The sequence below is a fragment of the Cupriavidus sp. FW305-27 genome, assembly GCF_058787995.1.
Genome location: NZ_JBYTAG010000028.1, coordinates 42,843 through 69,477 on the forward strand (window position 1 = coordinate 42,843; position 26,635 = coordinate 69,477).

25 protein-coding genes are annotated in these 26,635 nt (G+C 66.8%); 12 read left to right on the forward strand and 13 right to left on the reverse strand.

Annotated elements, in window-relative coordinates:
* The first annotated feature begins 58 nt into the window (after positions 1–58).
* A complete protein-coding gene (locus AC3WRI_RS15385) occupies positions 59–2,293 on the forward strand; it encodes a polysaccharide biosynthesis tyrosine autokinase (RefSeq protein WP_037024992.1) in 2,235 nt (744 codons plus the stop codon).
* A 92-nt stretch (positions 2,294–2,385) separates the two neighbouring features.
* On the opposite strand, the gene AC3WRI_RS15390 is transcribed toward AC3WRI_RS15385, so the two are convergent.
* Positions 2,386–3,384, reverse strand: a complete 999-nt coding sequence (locus AC3WRI_RS15390; protein WP_011616318.1) for a GNAT family N-acetyltransferase — start codon at positions 3,382–3,384, stop codon at positions 2,386–2,388.
* Positions 3,385–3,583: 199 nt separating this feature from the next.
* A complete protein-coding gene (locus AC3WRI_RS15395) occupies positions 3,584–5,623 on the reverse strand; it encodes a polysaccharide biosynthesis protein (RefSeq protein WP_010811112.1) in 2,040 nt (679 codons plus the stop codon).
* A 479-nt stretch (positions 5,624–6,102) separates the two neighbouring features.
* Here AC3WRI_RS15395 and AC3WRI_RS15400 point away from each other — a divergent pair, with 479 nt between their 5' ends.
* Complete coding sequence (locus tag AC3WRI_RS15400; protein ID WP_010811111.1) at positions 6,103–7,356, forward strand: DegT/DnrJ/EryC1/StrS family aminotransferase; 1,254 nt, start codon at positions 6,103–6,105, stop codon at positions 7,354–7,356.
* Complete coding sequence (locus tag AC3WRI_RS15405) at positions 7,353–8,102, forward strand: membrane-associated phosphatase (RefSeq protein ID WP_010811110.1); 750 nt, start codon at positions 7,353–7,355, stop codon at positions 8,100–8,102. The genes AC3WRI_RS15400 and AC3WRI_RS15405 overlap by 4 nt, the downstream gene beginning before the upstream one ends.
* 408 nt (positions 8,103–8,510) lie before the next feature.
* Here AC3WRI_RS15405 and AC3WRI_RS15410 read toward each other — a convergent pair whose 3' ends face one another.
* The 4 genes from AC3WRI_RS15410 to AC3WRI_RS15425 all read right to left on the reverse strand — a co-directional run bounded on the left by AC3WRI_RS15410 (position 8,511) and on the right by AC3WRI_RS15425 (position 11,679).
* Positions 8,511–9,437, reverse strand: coding sequence for a glycosyltransferase family 2 protein (locus AC3WRI_RS15410; protein ID WP_010811109.1), 927 nt, complete (start codon positions 9,435–9,437; stop codon positions 8,511–8,513).
* 78 nt (positions 9,438–9,515) lie between these two features.
* Positions 9,516–10,472: a LuxR C-terminal-related transcriptional regulator gene (locus tag AC3WRI_RS15415; RefSeq protein WP_010811108.1), complete on the reverse strand. Its 957-nt coding sequence runs from the start codon at positions 10,470–10,472 to the stop codon at positions 9,516–9,518.
* Between the two features lie 717 nt (positions 10,473–11,189).
* Entirely contained in the window at positions 11,190–11,507 is a 318-nt protein-coding gene (locus AC3WRI_RS15420; RefSeq protein ID WP_492293496.1) for a hypothetical protein, read from the reverse strand.
* Positions 11,508–11,556: 49 nt separating this feature from the next.
* On the reverse strand, positions 11,557–11,679 hold the full coding sequence (locus tag AC3WRI_RS15425) for a hypothetical protein (RefSeq protein ID WP_010811106.1): 123 nt from the start codon (positions 11,677–11,679) through the stop codon (positions 11,557–11,559).
* Positions 11,680–12,166: 487 nt separating this feature from the next.
* Here AC3WRI_RS15425 and AC3WRI_RS15430 point away from each other — a divergent pair, with 487 nt between their 5' ends.
* Together AC3WRI_RS15430 and cynS are read left to right on the forward strand one after the other, a co-directional pair.
* Positions 12,167–12,304 (forward strand): hypothetical protein, encoded by a 138-nt coding sequence (locus AC3WRI_RS15430; RefSeq protein ID WP_010811105.1) that lies wholly within the window; start codon positions 12,167–12,169, stop codon positions 12,302–12,304.
* 88 nt (positions 12,305–12,392) lie between these two features.
* Positions 12,393–12,836 (forward strand): cyanase, encoded by a 444-nt coding sequence (gene cynS / locus AC3WRI_RS15435; protein ID WP_010811104.1) that lies wholly within the window; start codon positions 12,393–12,395, stop codon positions 12,834–12,836.
* Here cynS and AC3WRI_RS15440 read toward each other — a convergent pair.
* Both AC3WRI_RS15440 and AC3WRI_RS15445 read right to left on the reverse strand, forming a co-directional pair.
* Positions 12,830–14,062 carry a cyanate transporter gene (locus AC3WRI_RS15440; RefSeq protein WP_011616325.1) on the reverse strand — a complete coding sequence of 411 codons (1,233 nt, stop codon included), beginning with the start codon at positions 14,060–14,062 and terminating at the stop codon, positions 12,830–12,832. The genes cynS and AC3WRI_RS15440 overlap by 7 nt on opposite strands.
* Positions 14,055–14,513 carry a nucleoside deaminase gene (locus AC3WRI_RS15445; protein ID WP_081225744.1) on the reverse strand — a complete coding sequence of 153 codons (459 nt, stop codon included), beginning with the start codon at positions 14,511–14,513 and terminating at the stop codon, positions 14,055–14,057. The genes AC3WRI_RS15440 and AC3WRI_RS15445 overlap by 8 nt, the downstream gene beginning before the upstream one ends.
* A 176-nt stretch (positions 14,514–14,689) precedes the next feature.
* On the opposite strand from AC3WRI_RS15445, the gene AC3WRI_RS15450 reads away from it, so the two are divergent.
* Positions 14,690–15,592 (forward strand): LysR family transcriptional regulator, encoded by a 903-nt coding sequence (locus AC3WRI_RS15450; RefSeq protein WP_010811101.1) that lies wholly within the window; start codon positions 14,690–14,692, stop codon positions 15,590–15,592.
* Here the strand turns inward: AC3WRI_RS15450 and AC3WRI_RS15455 are convergent.
* On the reverse strand, positions 15,571–15,759 hold the full coding sequence (locus tag AC3WRI_RS15455; RefSeq protein WP_010811100.1) for a hypothetical protein: 189 nt from the start codon (positions 15,757–15,759) through the stop codon (positions 15,571–15,573). The two genes, AC3WRI_RS15450 and AC3WRI_RS15455, sit on opposite strands and share 22 nt — an antisense overlap.
* 296 nt (positions 15,760–16,055) lie before the next feature.
* On the opposite strand from AC3WRI_RS15455, the gene AC3WRI_RS15460 reads away from it, so the two are divergent.
* Positions 16,056–16,751, forward strand: coding sequence for a phosphoribosyltransferase (locus AC3WRI_RS15460; RefSeq protein ID WP_011616326.1), 696 nt, complete (start codon positions 16,056–16,058; stop codon positions 16,749–16,751).
* A 7-nt stretch (positions 16,752–16,758) separates the two neighbouring features.
* Here AC3WRI_RS15460 and AC3WRI_RS15465 read toward each other — a convergent pair whose 3' ends face one another.
* The 4 genes from AC3WRI_RS15465 to AC3WRI_RS15480 form a co-directional block, all read right to left on the reverse strand.
* Positions 16,759–17,265, reverse strand: a complete 507-nt coding sequence (locus tag AC3WRI_RS15465) for a LeuD/DmdB family oxidoreductase small subunit (RefSeq protein ID WP_492293497.1) — start codon at positions 17,263–17,265, stop codon at positions 16,759–16,761.
* Between the two features lie 47 nt (positions 17,266–17,312).
* A complete protein-coding gene (locus AC3WRI_RS15470; RefSeq protein ID WP_011616328.1) occupies positions 17,313–18,599 on the reverse strand; it encodes a 3-isopropylmalate dehydratase large subunit in 1,287 nt (428 codons plus the stop codon).
* Complete coding sequence (locus AC3WRI_RS15475) at positions 18,596–19,636, reverse strand: tripartite tricarboxylate transporter substrate binding protein (RefSeq protein WP_010811096.1); 1,041 nt, start codon at positions 19,634–19,636, stop codon at positions 18,596–18,598. Before AC3WRI_RS15475 ends, AC3WRI_RS15470 begins: the two co-directional genes overlap by 4 nt.
* A gap of 110 nt (positions 19,637–19,746) precedes the next feature.
* Positions 19,747–20,532, reverse strand: a complete 786-nt coding sequence (locus tag AC3WRI_RS15480) for a GntR family transcriptional regulator (RefSeq protein WP_010811095.1) — start codon at positions 20,530–20,532, stop codon at positions 19,747–19,749.
* 724 nt (positions 20,533–21,256) lie between these two features.
* On the opposite strand from AC3WRI_RS15480, the gene AC3WRI_RS15485 reads away from it, so the two are divergent.
* The 5 genes from AC3WRI_RS15485 (at position 21,257) to AC3WRI_RS15505 (ending at position 26,458) form a co-directional block, all read left to right on the forward strand.
* On the forward strand, positions 21,257–22,771 hold the full coding sequence (locus tag AC3WRI_RS15485; RefSeq protein WP_011616330.1) for a hypothetical protein: 1,515 nt from the start codon (positions 21,257–21,259) through the stop codon (positions 22,769–22,771).
* Between the two features lie 185 nt (positions 22,772–22,956).
* Positions 22,957–23,391, forward strand: coding sequence for a hypothetical protein (locus AC3WRI_RS15490; protein ID WP_010810455.1), 435 nt, complete (start codon positions 22,957–22,959; stop codon positions 23,389–23,391).
* Positions 23,388–24,086, forward strand: coding sequence for a C39 family peptidase (locus tag AC3WRI_RS15495; RefSeq protein WP_439669561.1), 699 nt, complete (start codon positions 23,388–23,390; stop codon positions 24,084–24,086). The genes AC3WRI_RS15490 and AC3WRI_RS15495 overlap by 4 nt, the downstream gene beginning before the upstream one ends.
* Positions 24,087–24,096: 10 nt before the next feature.
* Positions 24,097–24,942, forward strand: a complete 846-nt coding sequence (locus AC3WRI_RS15500) for a hypothetical protein (RefSeq protein WP_011616331.1) — start codon at positions 24,097–24,099, stop codon at positions 24,940–24,942.
* Between the two features lie 76 nt (positions 24,943–25,018).
* A complete protein-coding gene (locus tag AC3WRI_RS15505; protein ID WP_010810452.1) occupies positions 25,019–26,458 on the forward strand; it encodes an acetate kinase in 1,440 nt (479 codons plus the stop codon).
* The last annotated feature ends 177 nt before the right edge of the window (positions 26,459–26,635 follow it).

Here is a 26,635-nt window from a genome sequence, read left to right on the forward strand (position 1 = left end):
CGTACTATCTGGTCAATGAGCAAAGGGGTAGTGCCAGCCATCGTCACAGGAAGGGAACATGAAAGTCGTTAACATGCATGGCAGCGTTCCGGATGCCGGGGACGAGGGGCGCGACCCGCTCGATTTGACCGTCCATGTCGATGTGCTGTTGCGCTACCGCTGGACCTTTCTCGCTGTGGCAGGCATGTTCATCTGTGTCGGAATGCTCTATGCCCTCCTGGCGACGCCTCTCTATCGCACCGACATCCTGGTGCAAGTGGAAGACATCAATGGCGATGCCAGCGCTGGCAGGCTGGCAACCAACATCTCGCCGATATTCGACGCCAAGCTGGTTGCAGCGGCGGAGATTGAACTGCTGCGGTCCCGGATGGTGGTAGGAAAGGCGGTTGACGACCTGCGCCTCGATATCGAGGCCGCAGCACGCTATTTCCCCCTGATCGGCCGGGGCCTCGCAAGCTTCAGTTCCGGCCTGTCCACGCCCGGCCTGTTCGGCTGGGGCGGCTTCGCGTGGGGCAAGGAATCGATCAGCGTGGCCCGGCTCGAAGTACCGCCGCAGATGGAGGGGAGCAAGATCTACCTCACCGCGCTGGGGGGCAACCAGTTCCGTGTCACCTTTGACAGCGACGATACCAAGGTGACGGGCACCGTGGGCTTGCCCCTGACGATTGCTACGGGACGCGGCACGGTTACCCTGCTGGTCAGCCATCTCGATGGCCGCGCCGGCTGCAAATTTGTGCTGCGCCGCCTGCCACGCGCCACCGCTATTGCCAGGCTGCAAGAACAGTTGATGATCTCTGAGCGCGGAAAGGAGAGCGGCGTGATCGGCGTATCGTTGAATGGCAATTCGCCGACGATGATCGCGGCCATCCTCAATGAGATCGCCGGTGCGTACGTCGACCAGAACGTTCGCCGCAAAGCCGCCGAAGCGGAGAAGTCACTCGCCTTCCTGGAGCAGCAATTGCCGCAGCTTCGAGAGCAGGTCGAGGAAGCCGAAACCCGCTACAACGCGATGCGTAGCCAGCGCGGCACGATCGACCTGGGCGAGGAATCCAAGCTGGTCCTGGTTCAGTCGATGCAGATCCAGACCAGGCTGCAGGAGCTGCACCGGCAGCGCCAGGAGCTGGCCACGCGCTTTACCAACGGCCACCCGGCACTTGAAGCCATCGATGGCCAGATCGGTCGTCTCAACGCACAGATCAATGCCATTGCCGGGCAGATCCAGAAGCTTCCCGACGTCGAGCAGCACGTGCTGCGCCTCATGCGCGATGTCAAGGTTAGCACTGAAATGCTGCAGTCCCTGCTCAATGACATCCAGCACCTCAAGCTGATCAAGGCCAGCAAGGTCGGTACCGCACGCCTGGTCGATCCCGCCGGCGTGCCGGTCAAGCCGGAGAGTCCCAACCGCCCACTGATCACCGGCCTATCCATAGTACTCGGCCTCTTTGCGGGTCTACTGGTGATCATTGCGCGCCACTCGCTGGATGGCGGCGTCAACGACGCCGACGAGGTCGAGCGACAGACTGGCATGACCGTCTATTCGACCATTCCCTTCAGCGCACAGCAGGCACAGGTGCAGTCGGCGGGCATGGAGGATGCGGGCCTGCTGGCGCGCGTGATGCCTAAGGATCCTGCCATGGAGAGCCTGCGCATTTTCCGCACCGTACTGCAGTCCGCGCTGGCAGGCAGCGACAACCGTGTCGTTGTGATCAGCAGCCCGTCGCCGGGCGTCGGCAAGTCCTTCATCTGTGCCAACCTAGCCGCCATTGCCGCCAGCGGTTGCCGCGTGGTGCTGATCGACGCCGACCTGCGCCGCGGTGGCCTGCACCATTGCTTCGGCGTGCAGCGCAGCCCCGGTCTGGCCGACGTGCTGATGGGCATGCCGCCGGACCGGGCGTTGCGGCGTCAGGTGGTGAAGGGCCTTGATTTCATCGCGACCGGTATGGAAGCACCGCACGCGGCCGACATGCTGCAGAGCGCGGGCATGGGCGCCCTGCTCGATGCACTGAGGTCGCGCTATGACTTGGTTGTGATCGATACGCCACCGGTACTGGCTGCTGCCGACGCCGGCATTCTCGCCGGCAAGGCAGACGCGGTGTTTCTGGTGGCGCGCGCGGAAATGACAACCGCGGGCGAGCTGCGGGCCTCCCAACAGGCGATCCGCCGGGCGGGTGCCGAGGTCGAGGGCGTGCTGTTCAACGGTCTCCACGTCCAGGGCCGCTGGTATCGCTCGCACAATCACTACGGCAAGTACCGCTATCTCAACGAGTACCGCTGCGCGGCGAAGCAGGCCTGAGCGCGGCACGTGGGGCACCCGGCGTCAGGTAGCGCAACTTTTTGCCAATCCGTCTCCTGGCGGCCACGAGTTCTGCGCAACGGTTCTGGCTGTTATTTTGCCTGGCGAAATACACCGCGAGCCATATGTAATGCTGCGAACAACCGGTTTGAGATGTTGGAGAACGTGCGTTGCTGTCCTCCGCAGCTTCTTCTCACCGATTCAACAGACTGAATCATGCTGCCCTCGAAATCAAGGCAGTTTAATTTCAACTCGTTCCGGGTATATTGAATGGCATCCCAGATTAGTTTTATTCCGGCACCGCTTGTGCGCAGCTTCGGGTCCTCGCCGACCATGTGGACATAAGAGGACTTCTGGTCCCACGTTAAATAAAGCGCGGAATGTATCTGGTTGTCATCGTCGACGGCCATGAAAATCTTTCTTGCATTTCTTTCCAGCAAGGCTTGGTCGTGTCTTTCTATAAAGCCAAAGGAATATGGCATTTTCATGCCCTGGCGATCAAAGGTCTTTTTGTTGATGGCGTAGAATTCTGATACATCATTGGTGAAGCGTGTTTTGACAATTTTCTCTGCTTTGCGAATCTTGTTGCGCGCGGCGCTGTTGAACCGGCTGAAGACACCGTCCAGATCGGCGATGTCATCGATAACGTAAGTGTAACGTACAGCCTCGGAAAATCCTTTCCAATAGAATGGCAATAGATTTCTGAGGGAATGATGAATATTGAAGCTAACGACATGTGATTTTGGGAGCAGTGCCACGATTTCCCTGACTGCCTCCATTTCAAAATCAATGCGATTGTGCTCGGATATATTCGACGGATAATTTAGCCAGAGCTGAAAGCTTTGCGTCAACTTTGGCATCCTTTGAATTATGAGTGGCCCCCTGCGTTCGGTGTAGTAAGGGAGTGCGGCAATTGGCTTGTTATTCTTCATGACAATCGCCGCGTCCCATTCGCCATTCTGGCAGACCGAGTCAAGCCACCAGTCTTTGGATGAGATCGCTATCTGCGGATTTTCCGAGCATATGGTGCGATATGCCTTCCTGGTCTCGCTTTCAGCGGTGATAGCTGGCACGGGCTTGGTTTGGCTCATGATTCCTCACAACGCTCCATAGTTGGTTTCTCTCAGAAACACTCGCCTTGAGATATTGCCCCTGGCGGCCCCAGCATTTGCCTGCGAGGCCTTCCTTTTTTCGTTAAAGGAATTATTCCCGCGTGGTAGTGCGGTCGCAACGGGCCCGCGTGTGTCAGCGAACGCAGGATTGGCTCGCACTGGCTCATGCCGGTCGGCTTCAGCTCGCCTTGCTTGAATTCGACAGTGTTGCGAGTTGCGGGTCGGTGCCGATCTCCGGGGGCGGCTGCTGGCGCGATGCAACCCCGCGCAGTGCATGCTGCAACGGCTGGCTCGGCTCCCGCTGCGAGGGCGCCGCCACCTTGCGGCCCGGCGACTCCAGTGAGCTGTACGGCGCGTACTCGACTACCAGGCTCTGAATGACGGTCTGGATCTCGAGTTCGTCACGGGTATCGCAGGCGGCAAAGAGGCGCTCAAGCATCTCGTGCAACTCTGCCTCCGCGATGAGCGGTTCGTTCGAGCACAAGATGCGCTCATGCTCGCTGGCCGTCACCTCACCACCGATGAGGAGCTCTTCAAACAGCTTCTCTCCCGGGCGCAGCCCCACGACCTTGATCTCGATGTCCCCGGCGGGGTTCTTGCGCGTCTTTTCCGTCAGGCCGGACATCTCGATCATCGTGCGGGCCAGGTCGATGATGCGGACGGGCTTGCCCATGTCCAGCACGAAGACTTCCCCACCTTTGGCCATCGCGCCGGCCTGGATCACCAACTGGGCTGCTTCGGGGATCAGCATGAAGAAGCGGATGACGTCCGGATGCGTGATCGTGACGGGCCCGCCCTCACGGATCTGTTTGCGGAACAGTGGTACCACGGACCCGGATGAGCCCAGTACATTGCCGAAGCGCACCATCGCGAACGTTGTCCGCGTGTTGGGGCGCGTGGCTGCGGCTTGGAAAACGAGTTCCGCAATGCGCTTGCTGGCGCCCATCACGTTGGTGGGCCGTACCGCCTTGTCGGTGGAAACCAGCACGCAGGTCTGAACGCCGAAATGGTCTGCCAGATCGGCAATGGTCAGGGAGCCCAGCACATTGTTGCGGATCCCTTCGGGCATGTTCTTTTCGACCAGCGGCACATGCTTGTAGGCGGCGGCGTGATAGATGGTGTCGACCTGCTGGCCGCGCAGTGCGGCTGACACGGCAGTGGCGTCGCACACAGAGCCGATCCGCGCCGTGATCTGCAGGTCAGGGTAGCGCTGGCGCAGTTCCTGTTCGATCGCGTAGAGGGCATATTCGGAGTGGTCGAAGAGAATTAGGCGCTGGGGTTCCTGCGAAGCGATCTGACGGCACAGCTCCCTGCCGATGGAGCCACCCGCACCGGTCACCATGACCGTCTTGCGTTGCGTGCATTTGGCGAACAGGTCTACCCGTGGCGGGACGATGTCACGGCCCAGCAAGTCTTCCACGCTGATATCCCGAATCGATTGCACGGTGATCTTGCGATCCACAAGCTCGAGAAGAGAGGGCAACGTGCGCACGCTGACCGAATAGCGGTGCAGCTTGTCGACGATCTGGCGGCGGCGCTCGATTGGCAGGGACGGAACGGCCAGTACGACTTCATTGATGGCGTGCCGCTGGATCTCCTTGCGCACGTGGTTGCTGTGATGGACTGGAAGGTCGGCAACGACCTTGCCCTCCAGCGCGAAGTCATCGTCGAAGAAGCAGACGGCCTTGTGGCCCAGGCTGGCGCGCATGGCGATGGCGAGCTGGAAGCCGGCCTCGCCGGCGCCGAATATCCCCACGCGCAAGCTGGCGCGCTCGTTGCGGGCCTGCAGGCTCTGCCGCGTGCGCGTCAGCAAGGCGCGCGCCACGAAGCGCGAGATCACGACATAGGAAAAGGCGATGAACCAGTAGATCAGCAGGCCGGTGCGAGGCAGCCGGTCGAGGTGCATGAGGAACGACAGCGCATAGGTGAGTCCGACGATGCCGGCCAGGCTGGTGCCGGTGGTCCAAAGGACTTTCAGGTCGAAATACCGGACGACGGTCCGATACAGTCCGCTGAGCGAAAACACGGGAATCGTGCAGGCGGCAATGATCAGCGGCGGCGTGATGCCGTACTGTGCCAGCAACTCGAAGTTGCCGGCGCGCAGGAATAGTGCGAAAGCAAAGCACAGCGGCAGCGCAAGCAGGTCCGCCGCAATCATCAGCGCGACTTTGCGACGTCTTGGCAGGGCAATCAGCCAGCGCGAGAGCGGTTTGGTCATTGGCCGGAACCTCCGCGCACCAGAACGGGCAGGGGCCTGGCGGCGACCAGGCTGCGATAGGGACGCCCCATTTGCGGGGCGGACAAAGAAGGTTGCGCACGGTTATGCATTGTCTTAAGGCTTCTTCTATGGGCAGCTCCACCGGCTGGTGGCCTCTGGAAGGGACATGCCCTTTCAGAGGCTTCCGATTTGCCCGTTTACCCGTCAGCGACTGGGTGCTTTCGACACCATTCCCGACTGAAACAATTATTGTTGTTGGTGCGTCCCTGGCAACGCAGCAACGTGGGTTTGCGTACGCAGCGGCAGGTGGCGCAAAGGGCGTGGAGCCCGCCGCGCCCTTTGCGCCTTAGTTGAGTGATCCAGGCCACATGGCGGCCTTCACCTGCCCATGCAAGTCTGGTTAGATGGATGCGTTCCCGGTACCCGGTCGGGTTCGTGCAGGGCACCCGCTCCGACTTTCATTACTGAGGTGGACCACCATGCTGGATACCAGTTTTTCTCCCTGGCCAAGTTTCACTGCCGACGAGGCGGCTGCCGTGCAGAAGGTGCTGCTGTCGAACCGGGTGAACTACTGGACCGGCTCTGAATGCCGGAAGTTCGAGGAGGAATTCGCCAGGTGGGCCGGGACGCCCTATGCGATCGCGCTGGCAAACGGGACACTTGCGCTCGATGTCGCGCTGAAGGCGCTGGACATTGGCCTTGGCGACGAGGTCGTGGTGACGCCGCGAACGTTCATCGCCAGCATTTCAAGCGTGGTGAATGCGGGAGCAAAGCCGGTATTTGCAGACGTCGATCTTGCGAGCGGCAATCTTTCCGCGGCGACGATCAGCAAGGTTCTGACGCCAAGGACGCGAGCCGTCATATGCGTGCACCTTGCCGGCATACCCTGCGACATGGACCCGATCATGGCGCTGGCGCGCGAGCACGGCATCAAGGTGATCGAGGATTGTGCCCAGGCACATGGTGCGCGCTACAAAGGGCGTTCGGTCGGCTCGATCGGGGACGTGGGTGCATGGTCCTTCTGCCAGGACAAGATTATGACCACCGGCGGCGAGGGCGGCATGGTGACGACCAGCGCGAGGGACCTCTGGCTGCGCATGTGGTCGTACAAGGACCATGGCAAGAGCTGGGACGCTGTCTATGAGCGTCAGCACCCCCCGGGATTCCGGTGGTTGCACGAATCCTTCGGCACGAACTGGCGCATGATAGAAATGCAGGCGGTGATCGGGCGCATCCAGCTTGCGCGCATGAAGCAATGGACAGCGCAGCGCACTGCCAATGCGGAGGTCATTGCCGGCGCGCTTCGGCAATGTGCTGCGGTCTGGTTGCCCGCCTGCCCACCGGATGCACAATCAGCCTGGTACAAGTTCTATGCATTCGTCCGCCCGGAATGGCTAAGGGATGGCTGGAGCCGTGACCGCATCGTGGCCGAGATCCAGGCAGGCGGCGTGCCCTGCTATGCGGGCGGCTGCTCGGAGGCTTATCTCGAGAAGGCGTTCGATTACACGGGCTGGCGCCCGCCGCACCGGTTGCCCAACGCCAGGCTGCTGGGTGAAAACAGCCTGATGCTGCTGGTGCATCCCACCCTGACCGACGCCGAGATTGCCCTGACTGCGCAGGTGCTGCGCGAGGTCATGCTTCGTGCAACGCTGCCGACCGGTGCCGGGCGGGACGCCGACGGCGGGGTGATGCCCGGCCTGGCGCAGGACTGCGCGGGCGCCATGCGGCGATGATGCACTGGCCGTCGCTGATCCAGCTTGGCACCATTACCTTGCTGGTGCCCGTTGCGCTGGTCATTGCGCTAGCGCTGTCCGTGGGGGGCGCATGGCGCAGCGCGCTGCGATGGCTGGTGTCGTTCAGCCTTGGCTCCGCGCTGGTGGGGGCTGCCAAGTTCGCGTTTGATTACGGCGGCTGGTACCTGCCGCAGCTCGGCCTGTACAGTGTCAGCGGCCACGCCATGCTGACCGCGGCGACGTATCCGGTGCTGCTGATGCTGCTGGGTTCGGCGCTGAGCCCGCGCGTGGCACGCATCGGCTGGTTTGCGGGACTGGCGCTGGGGCTCGCGATGGCGGTGAAACTGGTGTCCGGCAATTACCACACGCTGTCCGAGACCTTGCTGGGTGGTGCGGTGGGGCTGGTGGTTGCGTGGCTGAATGCGGGCATCCGTATCCGCGGGCCGGCGCCGCAGATCGTGCTGGTGGCTGCGCTTGGCATCGGCGCCTTCGTCTTTGTCAATGTGCGCGGGTTGCTGTACCCGGTCAAGGCCGCAATGTGGGAGCACGCGGCACCGTGGCAGGACGGCACAGTGCGGCATTACCGGCAGATCGACGCCGATCCGGTGACGGGCGAGACCCGCATCACCGTGCGCAAGCGGTCGTGCCTGTCGAAGCGGGGCCGGCAGGCGCCGCGTTTACTCACACCATCGAAAACAGGAACATCTACCCGGACACCAAGCTTGCTCTCGACGCAAACTACATGATTGGGCACTCTCATCATCAGTTTAAAAACAGAAAATGGCAGTTTTATTCCTTACAACAGCGGTGATGTGGGGCAGAACAGGTTGCACATTAGTATCATTAATTATCTGGTATTTTGCACCGACGAAAATCAGGTAGAGATGAGGTAGGCCGCATATGCAAGGGGCCGTATCGGGCTGGCGCCTGCCGTGCCCGGGGCAGAACGCCGCGCCGGCCGTTTGGCAGGCCGCTGACCGCCTCGCGCCGTGCGGGGTTGCCTCCGCGGAAGCGCACGCTGCGTGTCGTGCATTCGTCTACCCTGAACCATTCCAGCGCGGCGCTGGCCGCCTCACCCCTCGAGTAGGTGCGCCGCCGCGCACGCGTGGGCGGGCAGCGCAGAAATGGGTACGCTCCCCGGGCCTGTGCGCTTGTCAGTCGCGCGGCAGCGGTGCGCCGAGACCGGCGGCACCCTGGCGCCCGGCGGCTCGCGGGCCGCGCAGCAGCTGCCACAGGCAAGTCGCCGTGTCATAGAAGGTGCCGGCGCCGCGCAGACCCGCTGCGCGCAGATGGTGCGCAAGGTCGTGCGGCAGGGCCAACAGCAGGAACACTGCCGTCTTCAGTGGGTGCTGCGGGCCATGGTCATAGCGCCGGCAGGCCACATACAGTCGTGAGGCGTCGCTGGCGGAGCATGGCCGGTCGGCCGACACCGACGGCAAGCGCTGGTTGACTGCGCTCGGGACCATCTCGATGCGGTAGCCGAATTCCTGCACCGCGCGTCCGGCCAGTTCCAGGTCGTCGTAGCCGACGGCAAGGTGCTCGTCGAACGACAGGTTCTCGAACAGCTCGCGCGGGAACACCGCGCTGTGCAACAGCACCGAGCACAGGCGCTCGCCGCGGCGGTAGTCCAGCGTCGGGTGGCCCAGGAACGCCGGCTTGCGCGGAACGCCGCGCCGCCCCTGGCAGACCTCGGTCCCGGTCAGGATGAGCGGCGTCGCGCAGCCGGCCGTGGCCCGCCGGAGATGGTCGTCGGCAACGGACTCGGTCATCTGCTGCAGGAAGGTTGCGCCCAGCAGCGTCTGGTCATCCAGGAACAGTACGTGCGAGCCGGTGGCCGCGCGCAGGGCGCGGTTGCGGTTGGCGGCCCTGGAGCGGCGCGGGCCTTCCAGATAGGTGATGTCCGGATAGTCCCGGCGCATCATCTCGCGCGTGTCGTAGCCGCTGCTGTCATCCGTGACGATGAGCTGGTGCGCCGGCATGGTGGAATCAGCGACCGATTGCAGCGTGTGCCGCAGCTGCTCGGGATGGTCGCACGTGTAGATGCACACCGAAACGGTGGGCAGGAACGAGCTTGCCGGCATGGTGACCCCTCCAATGTTCGGCAGATGGCAGACACCTGCGCCGGCCTGTCTGGTGCGGGCGCGGCGCAAGGTCCTGAACTACAGCACCGGGCTGGCGGCCTGGAGCGCGGCTTCGCCGGTGCGGGACGCAACCACAGGGCGCGCGGTGCTGCCGCGCGTGAAGCGTTCATCGCCGCTGACCCACTCGAGCGTCGCGCCACGTTGCAGGGCGGCATAGACGGCCTCGCCCTTGTTGCGTACCTTCAGGCGCTGGTACAGCGTGCAGGCGTGACTCTTGACAGTTGCCACCGAGATATTGAGCATGCGGCTGACGGTCTTGATCGGGTAGCCGCGTGCCAGCAGCACCAGCACCTCGTACTGGCGCGGCGTGATCTTCAGCATTTCGGCTTCGTCGTAGCTGGGCTCTTCCTCGACCAGCGGGGCTGCATTGGTGGCAGCCGGGGCCGACAGCGGCTGCCCCGGCCGGAGGCCGGTGAGGTCGCGCACCGCCACGGTGGTGCGTGCGGCACCGGGCGTGCCGGCGCATGCCACCAGCGACAGTTGCTCGCCTGTGAGCGCGTGCGCAGGGTTCAGCGGAAGCGGCGCGGCCGAGGCCAGCGACTGCACGGCCGGCATGGCCGAACGCGACGCCGACGGCATCGAGCCGGTTTCGGCCGAGAACAGCAGCCCCTGCACGCCTGACACCGCCAGCCGGATGGCCGCCTCGATCACCGCCAGCGAAGCGGATTTCGGCAGGCAGCCGCAGACGCCGCGGGCGCTGTCCGCGTTGGGCACATGCAATGGCAAGATGTCTGCCAGGATCAGGATGCGTTGCGGCGACAGTGCTTCGCGGGCCTGTTCGAGCTGCGGCCAGCCAGACCCCACATCGGCGGGCATGCCGAATACGAGCAGGTCTGCGTTGTGGTGCCGGGTGTCCAGCCTGGCGATGTCCGCGGGCGCAATGGCGGCAACCTGGGCAGACTCCTGGATGTTCTCGAGCATCTGCAACAGCCCGAGCCGGAGCAGTGGATGCTCCTCGATCAGCAACGCGTTCATTGACTTCACTCCCCGTTACTCGGGGGCGGAATGCGGGGCGCTTTGCGTATGGAGGGCATTGCAGGACAGCAGTCACCTGCGGCGACTGGCTGCTTGTCTGACCCCCATGCTTCCATGCTCCGGCAGTCCCGTTTTTCTGGATGGAACTTGTCGGTGGCTGGAAGGTTGACCCGAACCCGAACCCGAAAGATTCTCGCTCCTAAATCGGCTTAAATTCATCTTATGGGCTGGTTGAATGGAATGCAAGCGAGCCGGTCTGGTACGAGTGTGGGTGGGAATGAAAGGACATACATAATCCTTTCAAAAATCATCCGAACGCACCGGTCCAGGTTCCGCAAACGCCGCGCTGATGCGGGGTCCAGGAGGTTTCACGGATGTGACATCGGGATTTAATTTGGTTGCAGCATTGAAACAGATAGCATTATCTGTACCCCCTGAAAGTAGTATTCTTAACCCCATCGTGGGGTATCGGTAATATATCTGCGGCGGATTGCTCCAATCATGAAACGCCGCTTTCATATGTGTTTTCGAAATAGGCCTGCCTGATTTTCAGGCAGGTCGGGCGCATGGCCTAGTGCTTCTGGATGAGAGACGTCTCCCACCTCGGGATGAGCGCTGCGGCGCCGGCTGCACCGACCTGCGCCGGACTTGCCACCGCCTGCCGGGAGGACAGGGTGGCGGGCCCGGGGCCGGCCGGCAGGTTCGTCCGCGCAGGCGTCAGCGGGCCCAGTGGCCGGGACGCATGACCCAGCCGTGCGGACCGCGCACCCAGCGCTCGGGCACATAACGGTAGCCTGGACGCTGCGCCTTCCAGTAGCCGGCGCGCCAGTCGTAGCGCCCGCCGGTGGCGGTCCAGTGGCCCGGCACCCAGACCTGGCCGCGGCGCGCGGCGGGGTGCGGTTCATAGCGCGGCGGCGGGGGCGGACGGTCATAGCCGTGGGCGACCGCCACCGGATGAGCCTCGGCGGGGGCGGTCAGTCCGAAGGTGCCGCCCGTGGCGAGGACGGCTGCGGCAATCAGGAGCTGGCGTTTCATGTGGATTCTCCTTGGGGCGGTTGGAAGCGGTTCGAAGCCGCTGGCTCGGTCAATAGCGGTCGTAGTGGTGGTGGCGCGGCGGCGGGCCGCCGCGCGGTGGCACTACGATGCAGGCGGACAGCAGTGCGGCCGTGGTGGACAGCAGCACCAGCAGCGAGAGGGCGCGTTTCATATGGGCTCCTGGCGGGTTCGCGTTGGACATGGCTTCAATGTAGCGAGCCAGCCCCGCTGCGCGTGCTTGCACTTGTAAGGCTGTCTCACAAGGGGTTTTGCAGCGGGCGCAGCCCCGCACCGGGCGCGCGGCATCCCGGAAGCCCTTGCGTATCAAGGCGTTGCGCGCATGGCGGCAGGTCCATGGCGTGGCCTGCGCGTGCCGGGTTGGAGGTAATGTGACGTTACACGGGAAATGATTCTCGCAAGGCAACGGATCCCGGAGCAGGCGCCGCACCCTTTGTGGGCGGCCTGGCCGGGCACGCAGAAACGGGTACGCTGCAACGGTGCGCGATGCCTCGGCATGGCCCGGTTGGGGGCGCACTGGTGGCGTCGCGGCGCCATCACGGTGCGTTCAGTCGCGCAAATCGGTGGGGCGGAAATGGCATGAAGCTTGCGCCATGGGCTATACCAGTCGGAAGTGGCCTCGTGTGCTTGAAGGAGGCGTCATGCCGGTCATGCTCATCGTGCTTGCCCTGCAATGGCTGCAGGGGCTGTCGCCGCCCGCCGCGGCGTTGTTCGCGCTGCCGCAGGAGATGGCGCCCGCGGATGCCGCGGCCATCGTCGAACCCGCGCTGACACGCTGACATGGGCTGACGCCGGGGTGGTATGACTACCCTGCCGCCGTGGCAGTCCGAGTGGTTCCATCCAACCTACCACTGTCATGGAGTCAGCATGAACCGCAGCGACGTCACCGACCTCATCATCGAAGCCAAGGTCACCCGCGGCATTGCCTGGGCGCAGGTGGCCGAACGCGTCGGCCGCAGCAAGGAATGGACAACCGCGGCGTGCCTGGGCCAGATGGCATTCGACGCCGCCGGCGCGCGCGCGGTGATGGAGCTGTTCGGGCTGCCGCCCGAGGCCGAGCCCTGGCTGCGCGAGGTGCCGTACAAGGGCTCGCTGCCGACGCAGGTGCCGGCCGATCCGCTGATCTACCGCTTCTACGAACTCATCAGCGTGTACGGCACCACGTTCAAGGCGCTGATCCATGAAGAGTTTGGCGACGGCATCATGAGCGCGATCGACTTCCGCATGGACCTGCAGCGCGAGCCCGATCCCAACGGGGACCGGGTGCGCATCGAGATGTCGGGCAAGTTCCTGCCCTACAAGACTTACTGATGGGCGACCGCGCGCACGGGCGGCAGCGCAAGCGACACGCCATAGCGCGCCGGATCCAGGCGCATGGTCAGCACGCCCACCAGCGCGGCGCAGGCCAGGTGGTACCACCAGCCGGCGGCGAAGCCGCCGGTGCGTTCGTGCAGCATGGCGGTGATCCAGGGCGCCAGCGACGCCAGCAGGAAGCCGCCGCCTTGCATCAGGGCGCTCAGCGCGCCGGCGCTGTCGGGGTCCGGCAGGTGGTCCAGTGCCACCACCAGGTATAAGGCAAAGCAGCCACCGAGGCCGGCGCCGCCGATCACGGCCCACGCGTGCGGCGCGGCGTCGGGCCACAGCGCCAGTCCACCGAAGCCCGCCACCTGCATGGCTAGTGCCAGCGCCATCCAGGCGCGGCGGTCCAGGCTGCGCGCGGCCAGCACCGGCAGCAGCAGCGCCGCGGCGGCCTGCGCCACCGCCATCAGCGCCACCAGCGACCCGCTCGCCGAAGCGCTCCAGCCGTGGTCCTGGTAGAACGGTGCGAGCCACGCCACCAGCGACGCATAGCCGCCGTTCATCACGCCAAAGCAGGCCATCAGCAGCCAGGTGCGCGGACGCCGCAACAGCGTGCGCGTTGCCCTCGCCGGGCGGCTTGCCGGCACCGCGGGGCCGCGCGCCGCGGTGCGCGGCAATGCCACCCAGGCCAGCGCCAATGCTGCCAGCGCAGGCACGGCCCACAGCGCCAGCGCATCGCGCCAGCTGCCGGCCAATGCCGTCACGTAGGGCGACAGCTGCGCGCCGAGCGCACCGCCGCCCATCAGCGCGGCGGAGTACAGCCCCATCACCGGCGCCACGCGCCCCGGGAATTCCTGCTTGACCAGGCCCGGGCAGGCGGCCTGCACCACGGCCACGCCCAGCCCGCACAGCGCGGCCGAGGCGATCAGCCAGGTGCCGTCCGCCACGCCCAGCCGCAGCGCGCAGCCGGCACCGAGCAAGGCCAGCGCGCCCAGCACCGCGGTGCGCGCACCCAGCCGCTCGCGGATGGCCGGCCCGAAGAACGCGCCCGCGCCCATCAGCAGCATCGGCAGCAAGGTCAGCCAGGCCATGCCCTGGTAGCTCAGGCCGGTGCCACTGCGGATGGCCGGGGCCAGCGGCCCCACCGCGGTCAGGAACGGCCGCAGGTTCAGGCCGATGCCCGCGACCGCGGCCAGCACCAGCCAGCGCGGGGTGGTGCCGCGCGCGCCCTCAGCCACGGGGCGCGCGCGGGCCGTAGAGCTGCGCCGCAGAGAGGTCGACCGCCACCCGCGTGAGCGGCAGCGGCGGCGGGTTCAGCGACAGGCGCAGTGCCTGGTAGGCGGCCTCGCTCGACATGCCGTAGGGCGCGGCATCGTGGTTGTCGAAGGCGTAGTAGACCGCCTGCACGCCGGCCATGGTCATCGCCGCCAGGCACATCGGGCAGGGGTGGCCGCTGGCATAGACCACGCTGCCGCGCAGGTCGGGGCGGCCCAGCTTGCGCGCGGCGGCGCGCACCGCCTCCATCTCGGCATGGGTGGTGGGGTCGTGGCTGTGGACGATGTCGTTGACGCCGGTGGCGACGGCCTCGCCGTCGAGCACCAGCACGGCACCGAAAGGGCGCGCGCCACGGTCACGGTTGGCCGCGGCAAGGCGAACCGCCTCGCGCATGAATTCCTGGTGAGTGGTCATGGTTGGCAAAGAAGTGAGTGCATGCTCGCGAGTCGGGCGGCATGGGTCTTCGTGGGGCTTGCCCGGCAGTTGTGGGACGCGGGCCGGGGCAGCGTGCAACTGTACGCCGGGGCTTGGTAATTGGGAAATTAAATGATGAAATCGCCGGCAGTGGAGAAACTAATGGATAACCGGCCATGCAGGACCCTCGCCTCGATCCCGTACTGCTGCAGAGCTTTGTCGCCGTGGCGGAAAGCGGCAGTTTTACCCGCGCCGCGCAGCGCGTGCACCTGACTCAGTCAACGGTCAGCCAGCAGGTGCGCCGGCTGGAAGACCAGCTCGGCTGCGTGCTGCTGGACCGCGGCGGCCGCTATGTCACCACCACGCCCGAGGGCGAGCGCCTGCTGGGCTACGCGCGCCGCCTGCAGCAGCTGATGGCCGAGGCGGTGGGGCAGCTGCGCCAGAGCGCCGGCCAGGGCGAGATCCGCATCGGCGTGCCCGAGGACTTTGCCGCGCGGCCGCTGACGCCGGTGCTGGCCGGGTTTGCCGATGACTGGCCTGGCATGCGGCTGGAGGTGACCAGTGGCATGAGCCATGAGCTGTGGCAGCGCTTCCAGGACCGGGAACTGGACCTGGTGCTGGTCAAGCAGCGGGTCGGGCAGGCGCCGGGGCTGGCCAGCTGGCCCGAGCCGCTGTGCTGGATCGACAGCCGCAGCCGTCCGGCGGTGGCGCGCGACCCGGTGCCGCTGGTGGCGTTTCCGGTGGGCGGGCTGTACCGCGGCGAGATGACGCACGCGCTCGACGCCGGCGGACGGCGCTGGCGTGTGGCCTTTGTCAGTGCCAGCCTGGCCAGCATCCTGGCCGCGGTGGCCGACGGCCTGGGCGTCACCCTGCTGCCGCGGCGCCTGGCCACGGCTCAGCACCAGGTGCTGGAGGACGGCGGCTGGCCCGCCGCGGTGCCCGACGTCGAGCTCAGCCTGCACGCGCAGCCGGACCTGCCGGCCGCGGCGCGCGACATGGCCGCGCGGCTGGCCGCGCTATGCGAGACCGTGATGGGGTCGGGCGCGCCGCCCGCGGATCAGCCGAAGAACTCGTTGTAGTAGCGGGTGCAGGTGCCGGCCGGGCGGAAGGTGTATGGCAGCTCGGCCATTGCCGCGGCTTCCAGCGAGCCGAACGGGATGTCGGGCGCGGCCAGGGGGCCGGCTTCGGGGGCGGACTGATGGTCGGGGCGCGCAAGCTCGGCGCGGGTGTTGGATGGCGAAGTCATGTCAGGCTCATTCTCAAGGGTCGGGCACTGCACCCGGCAACTGCGGATCGGCGTTGTCAACGCGTGCAGCCATCCTAATGCTGCAGCGCGGCGCAGTCAGCCACCCCAGCCTGAACACACTGTTGCGCAATCGCGCCCAATCGGGGCGACTTGCCCGGCGTTGCGAGCGCCTGGCTGCCGCCTGCGACTTGCGCCAACGCCGTCCGCGGCAGGGTCTATATTGGCTGAGGGTTGCCTGCGCCGCTTGCTTTGCGGGCAGCGCGGGCCTGAGTGCCGCTGACCTTCCGGAGCGTGCCATGTCGTTGCCTCCATGCTTTACCGATCGCCGCGAGGCTGGCCAGTACCTGGGCCGCCGCCTGGCCGAACTGGGTTTTGGCGCCGCACAACTGGGCCAGCCCGCGCTGGTGCTGGCGCTGCCGCGCGGCGGGGTGCCGGTGGCGTTCGAGGTGGCGCGCGCGCTCGACGCGCAGCTGGACGTGCTGCTGGTGCGCAAGATCGGCGCTGCCGGCTATCCCGAGCTGGCGCTGGGCGCGGTGGTGGAGGGCGATGCCGGCGGCGGCGGCCCGCACACGGTGGTCAATGACGATCCCTGGGCGCGCCGCGCCGTGGAAAGCGGCAGCTTCGATGCCGAGCGCGGCCGCCAGCTCGACGAGATCGCGCGGCGCCAGCGGCGCTATCGCGGCGGTGCGCCGGTGCCGGAGCGCGCCGGGCGCACGGTGATCGTGGTCGATGACGGCGTGGCCACCGGCGCCACCATGCGCGCCGCGCTTGAAGGCGTGCGCATGGCCGGGGCGGCGCGGGTGGTGGCGGCCACGCCGGTGGGGTCGGAGCAGGGGCTGGCCAGCCTGTCGGCCGCGGCCGACGAGGTGATCTGCCTGAACACGCCCCCCAGCTTCGGCGCGGTTGGCGCCTTCTACCTGGATTTCTCCCAGACCAGCGATGAAGAGGCGCTGGCCCTGCTGCGCGCGGCGGCGCCGCCGCCTGCGCGCTGAGGTTCGCTCAGCCCTTGCCCAGGCGCGCCTTCAGGTGCGGCACCAGCCCGCCGGCGGCCAGGATCGCGCGCAGGAAGTCGGGGATGGGTTCGCACGCGACCAGGCTGCCGTCGTCCAGGCGCAGCTGTGCCGTCGCCAGGTCCAGCACGGCGTGCGCGCCGTCGGCCAGGCGGCAGGTGTCGGCGCAGACCAGCACCGGCAGGCCCAGGTTGATGGCATTGCGATAGAACAGCCCGCCGAAGGACTGCGCCACCACGGCGCCCACGCCGAGCGCGCGCAGCGCCTGCGGCGCCTGCTCGCGCGAGGAGCCGATGCCGAAGTTGGCACCCGCCACCAGCACGTCGCCGGGGCGCACGCTGCCGGGGAACTCCGGGCGCAGCGAGGCCAGGCAATGCCGGGCCAGCACGGGCAGCGGCGATTTCATCAGCACGGCGGGGGCCATGGCATCGGTGTCGATGTTGTCGCCGAAGCGCCAGAGGCGGCCAGTGGGGTCGGGGGCGATAGCAGGGGGCATGCAAGAAGTCTGTCCCGCCAGGCGGGCACGAAGTCAGGTCCGCAGCGTTACTCCAGCAGGGTGCGCGGATCGGTAATGCGGCCGGTGACGGCGCTGGCGGCCACGGTCATCGGCGAGCCCAGCCACACCGCGCTGCCGGCATCGCCCATGCGCCCGGAGAAGTTGCGCGCCGTCGACGCAATCGCGCGGCTGCCCGCCGGGAAGCGCGCCGCGCCATAGCCGGCGCAGGCGCCGCAGGCGTTGGGCAGCAGCGTGGCGCCGGCGTCGGTCAGGATGCCAAGCGTGCCCTCCTGCTCGGCCAGCAGCTGGTCGCGGCGCGAGGCCGGCGCCACCTGCAGGGTCACGCCCGCTGCCACGCGGCGCCTGCGCAGCACGCGCGCGGCCATGCGCAGGTCTTCCAGCTTGGCGCCAGTGCAGGCACCCAGGTAGGCGATCTGCACGGGCTCGCCGGCGGCCTGGTCTACCGGCGCGCTGTTGGCCGGAGAGTGCGGCGCCGCCACCTGCGGCACCAGTGCCGCGGCGTCGAAGCGGTGTGTGGCCAGCACCGGCGCATCGGGGTCCGTGCGCCAGTGGGCCAGGTCGATTGCGGCCAGCGTCTGCGCCGGCACGCCGGCCTCGGCCAGCCAGCCGAGCGTGACCGCGTCGGGCGCCACCAGGCCGGTCTGCGCGCCCAGCTCGGCGCTCATGTTGGCCAGCGTCATGCGCTCCTGCATCGGCAGCGCGGCGACGGCGCTGCCGGTGTACTCCAGCGCCTCATAGCGGCCGCCGCCCATGCCGAGCGTCGCGCACAGGAACAGCATCATGTCCTTGGCGCAGACGCCCGCTGCAAGCTGGCCGTCCCATTGCAGCCGGATGGTATTGGGCACGCGCAGCCAGATCTCGCCGGTGGCCAGCACGCCGGCCATCTCAGTCGCGCCCACGCCGAACATATAGGCGCCGAAGGCACCGCCGGTGGGGCTGTGGCTGTCGCCGCCGACAATCAGGCGGCCCGGCAGCACATGGCCGCGCTCGGGCAGCACCACATGGCAGATGCCTTCGGCGTCGATGAAGTGGGCGCCGGACTGGCGCGTCCAGTCGCGCGTGAAGCGCAGGATCGACTCGGCCTGGGCATCGCCGCCCGGCACGAAATGGTCGGTCACCACCACATAGCGCGACGGGTCCCAGACCCCGGTGCCAAGCTCTTCCAACAGCGGCGCCACGCGGCGCGGGCCGCTGGAGTCGTGCGACATCGCCAGGTCGACCCGGCAGATCACCACCGTGCCGATCTCCGCATGCGCCAGCCCGGCGGCGCGCGCAACCAGTTTCTGCGCCAGCGTGGCGGGAGTGTGGCTCATTCCGGCGAGGCTCCCGAATACTTGACCACGGCGGCCCAGCGCCTGACGTCCTGCTTCACGAAGGCGGCGAAGGCGTCGGGCGGCGTGCCCATCGGCTGCGCCCCGTCGTTCTCCAGGCGCTTGCGCACCGCGGGCGTTTCCAGCCCCTTGCGCGCGGCCTGGTACAGCGCCTGAGTGACTTCGTGCGGCATGCCGGCCGGACCGAACAGGCCGAACCACGCGCTCGATTCAAAGCCCTTCACGGTGGCGCCGATCGGCGCCGCGCCCGGGAACTGCGGCAGGGCCGCGGGGCTGGTCACGCCCAGCACCTTGAGCTTGCCCGCGCGCACATGCGGCAGCACGTTGATGGTGCTGGCGAACATCAGGTCGCACTGGCCCGCCAGCACGTCGGTGAGCGCGGGCGAGGTGCCCTTGTACGGAATGTTGACGATATAGGTGCCGGTCATCATCTTGAACATGTCGCCGGCCATATGCAGCGACGACCCCACCGAGCCGATGGCAAAGTTCAGCTTGCCCGGTTCGGAACGCGCCAGGCGGATCAGCTCGGGCACATTGCTGGCCGCCAGCTTAGGCGTGGCCACCAGCACGCTCGGCACGGTGGCCACCAGCGTGATCGGGGTGAAGTCCTGCACCGGGTCGAACGGCAGCTTCTTGTACAGGGTGGCGTTGATGGTGTGGCTGGTGAAGCTCATCAGCAGCGTGCTGCCGTCCGGCGCGCTCTTGGCGACCAGGTCGGCGGCGATATTGCCGCCGGCGCCGGGGCGGTTCTCGACCACCACCGGCTGGCCGAGCTCCTGGGACATTTCCTGGGCGATGGTGCGCGCCAGCGTGTCGGTGGTGCCGCCGGCGGGCGCGCCCACCAGGATCCGGATCGGCTTGCCGCCGGCCACCTGGGGTTGCCCCTGGGCCGCGGCGGACAGCGGCAGGGCCAGCGCGCACGCGGCCAGGCTGGCCATGGCCAGGCGCTGCACCGCGGCGCGGCGGGGGATCGAAGGCAGACGGGTCGGGCTGGACGGGACCAGGCAGAACACGGGCATGGCGACGGCTCCTCGCTTGATGTGATCAGAGATGCGCAGTATCGCCCGGAACGTTACGTGGCGCATCCCTGGCTGCGCCGCCTGCGGGAAGTCGGCGGCGGTCCGCGGAGTCAGTCGCGCAGGCCCGGGCGGGTTTCGCTTTCCACCCAGACGTTGGCGCTGTCGACGCCGGCCGGCGACAACTCCATGCGGTATTCATAGCGGTCCGGGCGGTACTGGCCGAGCAGCAACTGGACCGGGCGTCCGGCCGCGTCCTTGACCACGCGGCGCACCGCCAGCAGCGCGCCGCCTACCGGCACGTCCAACAGCGGCGCCACCACCACGTCGGCCAGGCGCGCGGACAGCACCTGGCTGGCACGGCCCAGCTTCACGCCGCCGGCCTCCAGCAGCCGCAGCACCGGCCGCTCTTCCAGGGACTGGCGCGTGATCGGCCGGCCCAGGTCGGCGGGCAGGTAGACGGTGATATGCGACAGCGGCCGGTTGCGGTAGTGGCGCACGCGCACGATCTTCACCACCGGATCGCCCGGCTCGATCTGCAGCGATTCGGCCACATCGGGCGTGGCATGGACTTCGTCGATCGAGATCACCTTCACCGACGTCTTCTGGCCCATGTCGATGATGTTGTCGAGCAGGCTGGTGCCGCGTTCCTCGCCGGCCGCCGTCGCCGGGCGCACCGGATGCGGGTTGACGAAGGTGCCAAGCCCGCGGTGGCGGCGCACCAGGCCTTCTTGCACCAGGCGGTCGAACACGCGCCGCATGGTCACGCGCGAGGCGTGGAACTGCTTGGCCAGGTCGATCTCGCCCGGCAAGGGGCCCTGGCCGAAGCGGCCTTCCACGATCTGCTGGCGCAATACCACGTAAATCTGGTGATACAGGGGAACGACGGCTTCACTCATGGTTTCCCTTGCGGAGAGATGACAAGTCTGTAATGCCTCTAATGTACTTTAAATCAGACATAGAGCCTAGCATGGATAGCCGCAGTGGCGCTTGCGGGACAACTGCGCCGGCGCGGTGTTGCAGCGATGCATCTCGTCTGCGCCGAGACCCTTGGCTGGCTGCGCCAGCGCGGGTGAAGTCGGTCCGGCGCCGCTGCATGCCTTGCTGGGATGGACAACGCCGGTGCGGTGGAGCGGGTTGTGCCGTGCGGCGAGAACAGGACATCGGGGCGCCGCCGCAGCAATGTGGAGATGCCCCACACGGGCGGCGACGACGGCACCCTCGATGCCGTGTTTCAGTCCCGATACGTAAGGTCGCGCCTCGGGCAAATTCTGGCTGCCTGCATAAGACCCTGAAAAATAAGGCGTTTTCCGACCACCCCGGAACCCCCCCAGGTGGGCCGGGAGTGGCCGTGTCACAGCGGTGTGACATGTCGTCTGCCGTGCACAGCGGCGAGGGCGGCAAGCGTCGCGCAAAGCCGCGGAAAGTCCCCGCCAGAGTGCCGGGCGGGCCTTGTAATACAAGGAGTTGGCGCCGCAGGTGGCGCAGCTGGCACCGATTATGCGCAAGGGGAGTCTGGTTTGGCTGGGTGCCGGACCTGAACCTCCAGCCGTCGTTCCTCGCAAGAGCGCCGGCCGGAGGCTGAGCCGCTGTGACACTGTGCAATTCTCCTGGGAGCTTCGTATGAAAAAGACCTTACTGGCGTCGGCTATCGCCATGGCATTTGCGGGACAGGCCTGGGCAAATCCGACCAATAACAACGACGTGGTAAGAGGTGGCGGCGACAACACGCAAACCGCCACAGCGACCTCGACGCAGAGTGGCAGCGGCGCGGCGGCAAACGAATATTCGACCGCAGTCCAGGCCAATGACAGCAGCACCAACACCAGAACCACCACGGTTGGCGTCAACAAGACCAAGACCACGACCAACTCGAACAACAGGAGCAGGATCGACTTTGACCATGGCGTAGGCAACGCGGGCTCCAACGGTGGCAGCGCAACCTCCAGCGTAAGCAACGCCTTCAACACCAGCAAGGCACTGGCGATCAGCAAGCTGAATGGCACGGTTTCCAACAACAGCATTGGCCCGATCGGCAATTACGCCACCAACTGGGGTAACGCGAATGGTGCAGCCGGTGGCCGGGGCGGCAATGGCTTTGGCGGTACCGGCGAAGGCGGGCGCGGCGGCAACGGCGGCAACGGCGGTAACGGCGGCAGCGGCGGCTCCGGTGGCAGCGCTACCAACGGTAGCGCCACCAATGGCGACGCCACCAACGGCAGCGCCAACGCTGGTAATGGCGGTGCCGGCGGCAAGGCGATTGGCTGGGCCGGCAGTGGCGGTGACGGCAAGGCATATGGCGGCAGCGCACTCTCCGCAGCGGGCAGCAAGGGCGGCAGCGGCGGCGATGCTTATGGCAAGGGCGGCGGCGCTCTGAGCGCATCGCTCGGCGCCGGCGGCCGCGGCGGCAGTGCCGGCGCGATCGGCGGTGGTGGCCTGGGTGCCAGCGGCGCCCTGGGCGGCTTGGCAGGTTCGGCCGGCGGCTCAGGTGGTAGCAGCGGCAATGCCAACGGTGCGGGTGGCGACACTACCACTGGCGGCGCAGGCGGCGCAGGCGGCGCAGCGGCCGGTACCAACACGGCTGGCGCAGGCACCGGTTCGGGCGGCGCAGGTACCGCGAGTGGCGGTGCGGGCGGTGCCGGAACGGCAGCTGCAGGCGCGACCGGCGGAGCCGGCAGCGGCACCGGCGGTGCCGGTGGCGCGGGCGGCGCGGCGACCTCGACCGCAACGGCGGGCGCGGCAAGCGGCACCGGCGGCGCGGGCGGCACGCAAGCCAGCGTTGGCGGCGCGGGCGGTACTGGCGGTTCGGCCACGAACGGCAGCGCAACGAGTTCGGCCTCCAATGGCAGCTCCACGGCTGGCAACGGTGCGGTGGGTGCTACCGGCGGCGCGGGCGGCGCGGGCGGCACTGGCAATGGCGGCACTGGCGGCACCGGCAACGGCGCAGTCGGCGGCGCTGGCGGTAATGGCGGTTACAACATTGTTGACGCGGGCACCTTCAATATGTCCAACACCATGACCAGCGTTGGTCAAACGGCGGCGGGCATCATGATGGCCAACCAGAACAGCGGCGCTGCCTCGCTCGTGCAGCAAAGCGTGAACGTTCAGGCCAACCTGCAGGTCGGCGGCAACCGGTAAGGCGTGCAGCCACGGTCTGGCCCGGGACTTGTGCCCGGGCCAGACCGGCAGCTCGCACTCATGCCGGCAGGACCGGCGCCCGCATCCTGTGTGCGGGCGCGCGGGTCCTGTCATGCCCCAAGCAAGCCTGATTGCCTTGCAGCCGTCCGGATGGGGGCGGCCGGCAGGCAAGGGGAGACGACATCATGCAATCGGTCCGCTTCGCCGTCGGCGCATTCGCGACGGTCTTACTCGCCTGGCCAGTGCTGCAGGCGCACGCTGAGCCGCCAGGGCTGGACGCCGCCATGGCAGCGGCGCGCGCTGCTTCTGGCGCAGCCCCGGACACGGCTGCAATCACCGCACAGCCGACGGCCGCAACTTCCTTGTTCGGAGGGGTGGCGAAAGCCGTACCCGTGTCTAAACTGGATGACATCCGTGGCGGCGCCGAGGTCACGGTCAACGATATGCGCCTGCACGGTACCGTGGCCGACAACGCCGCGGTCAATATTCTGTCCGGCACCAACAACATCGCGGACGGGGCCTTCTCGAATGCGGCGGGGATTCCCACCGCGATCCAGAACTCGGGCTCCAACGTACTGATCCAGAACGCCACTATCGTCAACGTCCAGTTCAAGCAATGAAGCCGCTGCGAAACCTGTGGGCGTCTGTACCGTTCTTGCTGGCCGCGGGGGGCGTTCCATGTGCCCAGGCTGCCGACACCCTGATATACGGGCCGGTCGGCGAGTCCTACAACGTCCGGGTCACGAGCGTGCGCGAGGCTCGCTTCAAGTCCACGATCCGGCAGCAGTTCGACTTCAGCTGCGGCTCGGCCGCGGTGGCCACGCTGCTGAGCTACCAGTACGGCCATCCGATGAATGAGGCCACGGTCTTCCAGAACATGTACCTCAACGGCGACCAGCAGAAGATCCGCGCCGAGGGGTTCTCGCTGCTCGACATGAAGCGCTTCCTGGCCGCGCTCGGCTATGAGGCGGACGGCTACGAGCTGCCACTGTCCAAGCTGGAAGAGACGCAGGTGCCGGCCATCGTGCTGATCGTGGAGAACGGTTACCACCATTTCGTGGTGGTCAAGGGCGTGAAGGGCGACCGCGTGCTGATCGGCGATCCCGCACGCGGCACGCGCGCGATGTCACGCGAGCATTTCGAGCAGATCTGGGACAGCCAGCTGCTGTTCGTGATCCATAACCGCACCGAACGGGCGCGGTTCAACCTTGCAGCCGACTGGCGCGTTGCGCCGAGCGGTCCTTACTGGATGGGAGTCAACCGGGATAGCCTGTTCTTCACCGTCATGCCCAAGCATGGCGCGGGCGATTTTTGAGGAACGCATCATGTTGCAGACTTCCTTCCCGACCCCAGCAGCCCCTCGCAGCGCCGGTCATGCGGCCGCGGCGATGCTGCTCGGGGCCGGTTTGGCCTGTGCCGGCACGGCGCAGGCCACCATGCTGCCACAGCCCGACGCCCTCGACGCGTCGGCGCTTCCATTGCAGGGGGCCATGCCCTCGAGCGACGGGCAGGACCAAAACCCTCTGGCTGCCGCACGCGGCAGCATGGCCGGCTGGAAACCGGTAGCACACGAAAAACTCGACGACATGCGGGGCGGCTTCGAAGTGCCGGGCCTGCAGGTTTCGTTCGGTATCGAACGCGCGGTGTACATCAACGGGGCCCTGGTGGTTGCCACCAGCATTAACATCCCCGATGTCAGCCGTATCACCGCCGACCAGGCTGCGCGGCTTGCCTCGACGCTGGGCCCGGCCATCGTTGCCAGCACCAATGCGGCGGTCGCCAACGCGCTGGCGGCGGCGGGCGCGGCCGGTTCGGATGGGAGCGCCACCTCGGCGGCCAATGGCGCCTCGGCCAGCAGCACCGGCACGTCCGGGGCCGGTTCGGGCGCCAGCGGTGCGGCGGGCTTGCCGGCGGCGGTGGTGAATACGGCCACCGGTCAGGTCGTGAGCAATGGGCTGTTGAACGTGATCCAGAACGGCCCGGGCAATGCGGCATCGGTGGGATCGCTGGCGGGGACGCCAACGACCGTGATCCAGAACACCTTGAACAACCAGAGCATCCGGAGCCTGATGACAATCGACGCAAGCGTAAATACGCTGCAGGCATTCCGGTCGCAGTTGGCCAACACCACGCTGAACAACGCGCTGATGCGGGCCGCAAGCATGAGGTAGTCGTAGCGAGGCATCGGGCAGTACAGGTCGCAGGCTCCTGCAAGAACAGCCTGCCGTCCCGGGGGAGGAAGACGTCATGAAGAAGCGGTCGATGCAGGGCATTCGCAATGCGGGATGCTCGACGTTACTGTTGCTCGGCGGCCTGGCGCAGGCCCAGACGCCGCCGGATGCGGGACCACCCGCAGCCGGACTGGAAGCACTGCAGAAGGAGCTTGCCGAACAGGCCACCCAGCTCGACGCCATGAAGCGGGCGCTGGCCGAACAGGAGGCGCTGATCCGCGAACTGCGTAACGTGATCGGCACCGAGGTGCTGGCCAACAAGCGCGGCGGCCAGCGCGCGGGGCCAGGCGTGTCGCCGTCCGACAATGCCACCAACGCCGCTACCGCGGCGGCCGCTGCCAGCGCCACCCAGTCAGCGCCCAACGCGGTCAACAACCCGCAGCAGATCATTCTCCAGCCACCGCAGGACATGGCCCAGGGTCCGCAGGCGGGCGAGTCCGCCGACCGGCAGACCGTGGCCCTGGAAGAACCCGTGGGCCGCCCGCCGGAGGAAGACCGCCGTCCGCCTGAGATCGCGCCGATCATCGACCAGCCCGGCGTGCTGACCGCCCAGGGCAAGCTGGTGATCGAGCCCGGCTTCCAGTACGGCTATTCGTCCAATAACCGCGTCGCGCTGGTCGGCTACACGGTCATCCCGGCCATCCTGATCGGCCTGGTCGATGTGCGCGAAGTCAAGACCTCGACCTACATCCCGTCGGTAGCGTTTCGCTACGGCCTGACCAAGCGGCTGGAAATCGAAGCCAAGGTGCCTTACGTGCACTCATCGGGCCAGACAGTCAGCCGCGAGGTCTTCACCGGCACGGCGGTCGACCGCGTGTTCAATGCGAGCGGCAGCGGTATCGGCGACGTCGAGGCGACGGTGCGCTACCAGCTCAACTACGGCAACGAGAAGATTCCGTACTTCGTCGGCTGGCTGCGCTACAAGTCCAATACCGGCACCGACCCGTTCGAGGTCGTGACCGACTGCGTGACGCGCTGCGTGGGCAATGCCACCGGCACCGGCCTGCCGCTCGGGCTGCCCACCGGCACCGGCTTCCAGGCGATCCAGCCCGGCATCACCTGGCTGCTGCCGACCGACCCGGCGGTGTTCTTCGGCACCTTCAGCTACCTGCACAACTTTGCGCGCGACAACGTGAGCCGCACCGTGCTGAACGGCGAGAAGGAGAATCTCGGCAAGATCGCCCCCGGCGACATCTTCGAGTTCAGCTTCGGCATGGGCCTGTCGCTCAATGAGAAGGCGTCGTTCAGCATCGGCTATGACCAGGCCATCATCTGGCCGACCAAGCAGAACGGCCAGACCGTGCCGGGCTCGGTGCGCGTGACCCAGGGCACCTTGCTGGTGGGCTATTCGTACCGCTTCAACAACCGCTACACGGTGAACCTTTCAGTGGGTGCGGGGCTGACGCGCGACACCCCCGACCTGCAGGTGAACCTGCGCCTGCCAATCACTTTCTGACGCGCTTTGCTGCGAATTTCCGCCTGACGTGACGCGTGCCCCGCATGTGCGGGGGCACGTGCGCATCACATCCGCGGCGAGGGTGCGCAGGCACGGAAACGCGCCTTGCGCTGGCCCCTTGAACGGCGTACAAAGAAATAACCCCGCGCCGCCAGCGGTACTTTCTGACCAGGCTCA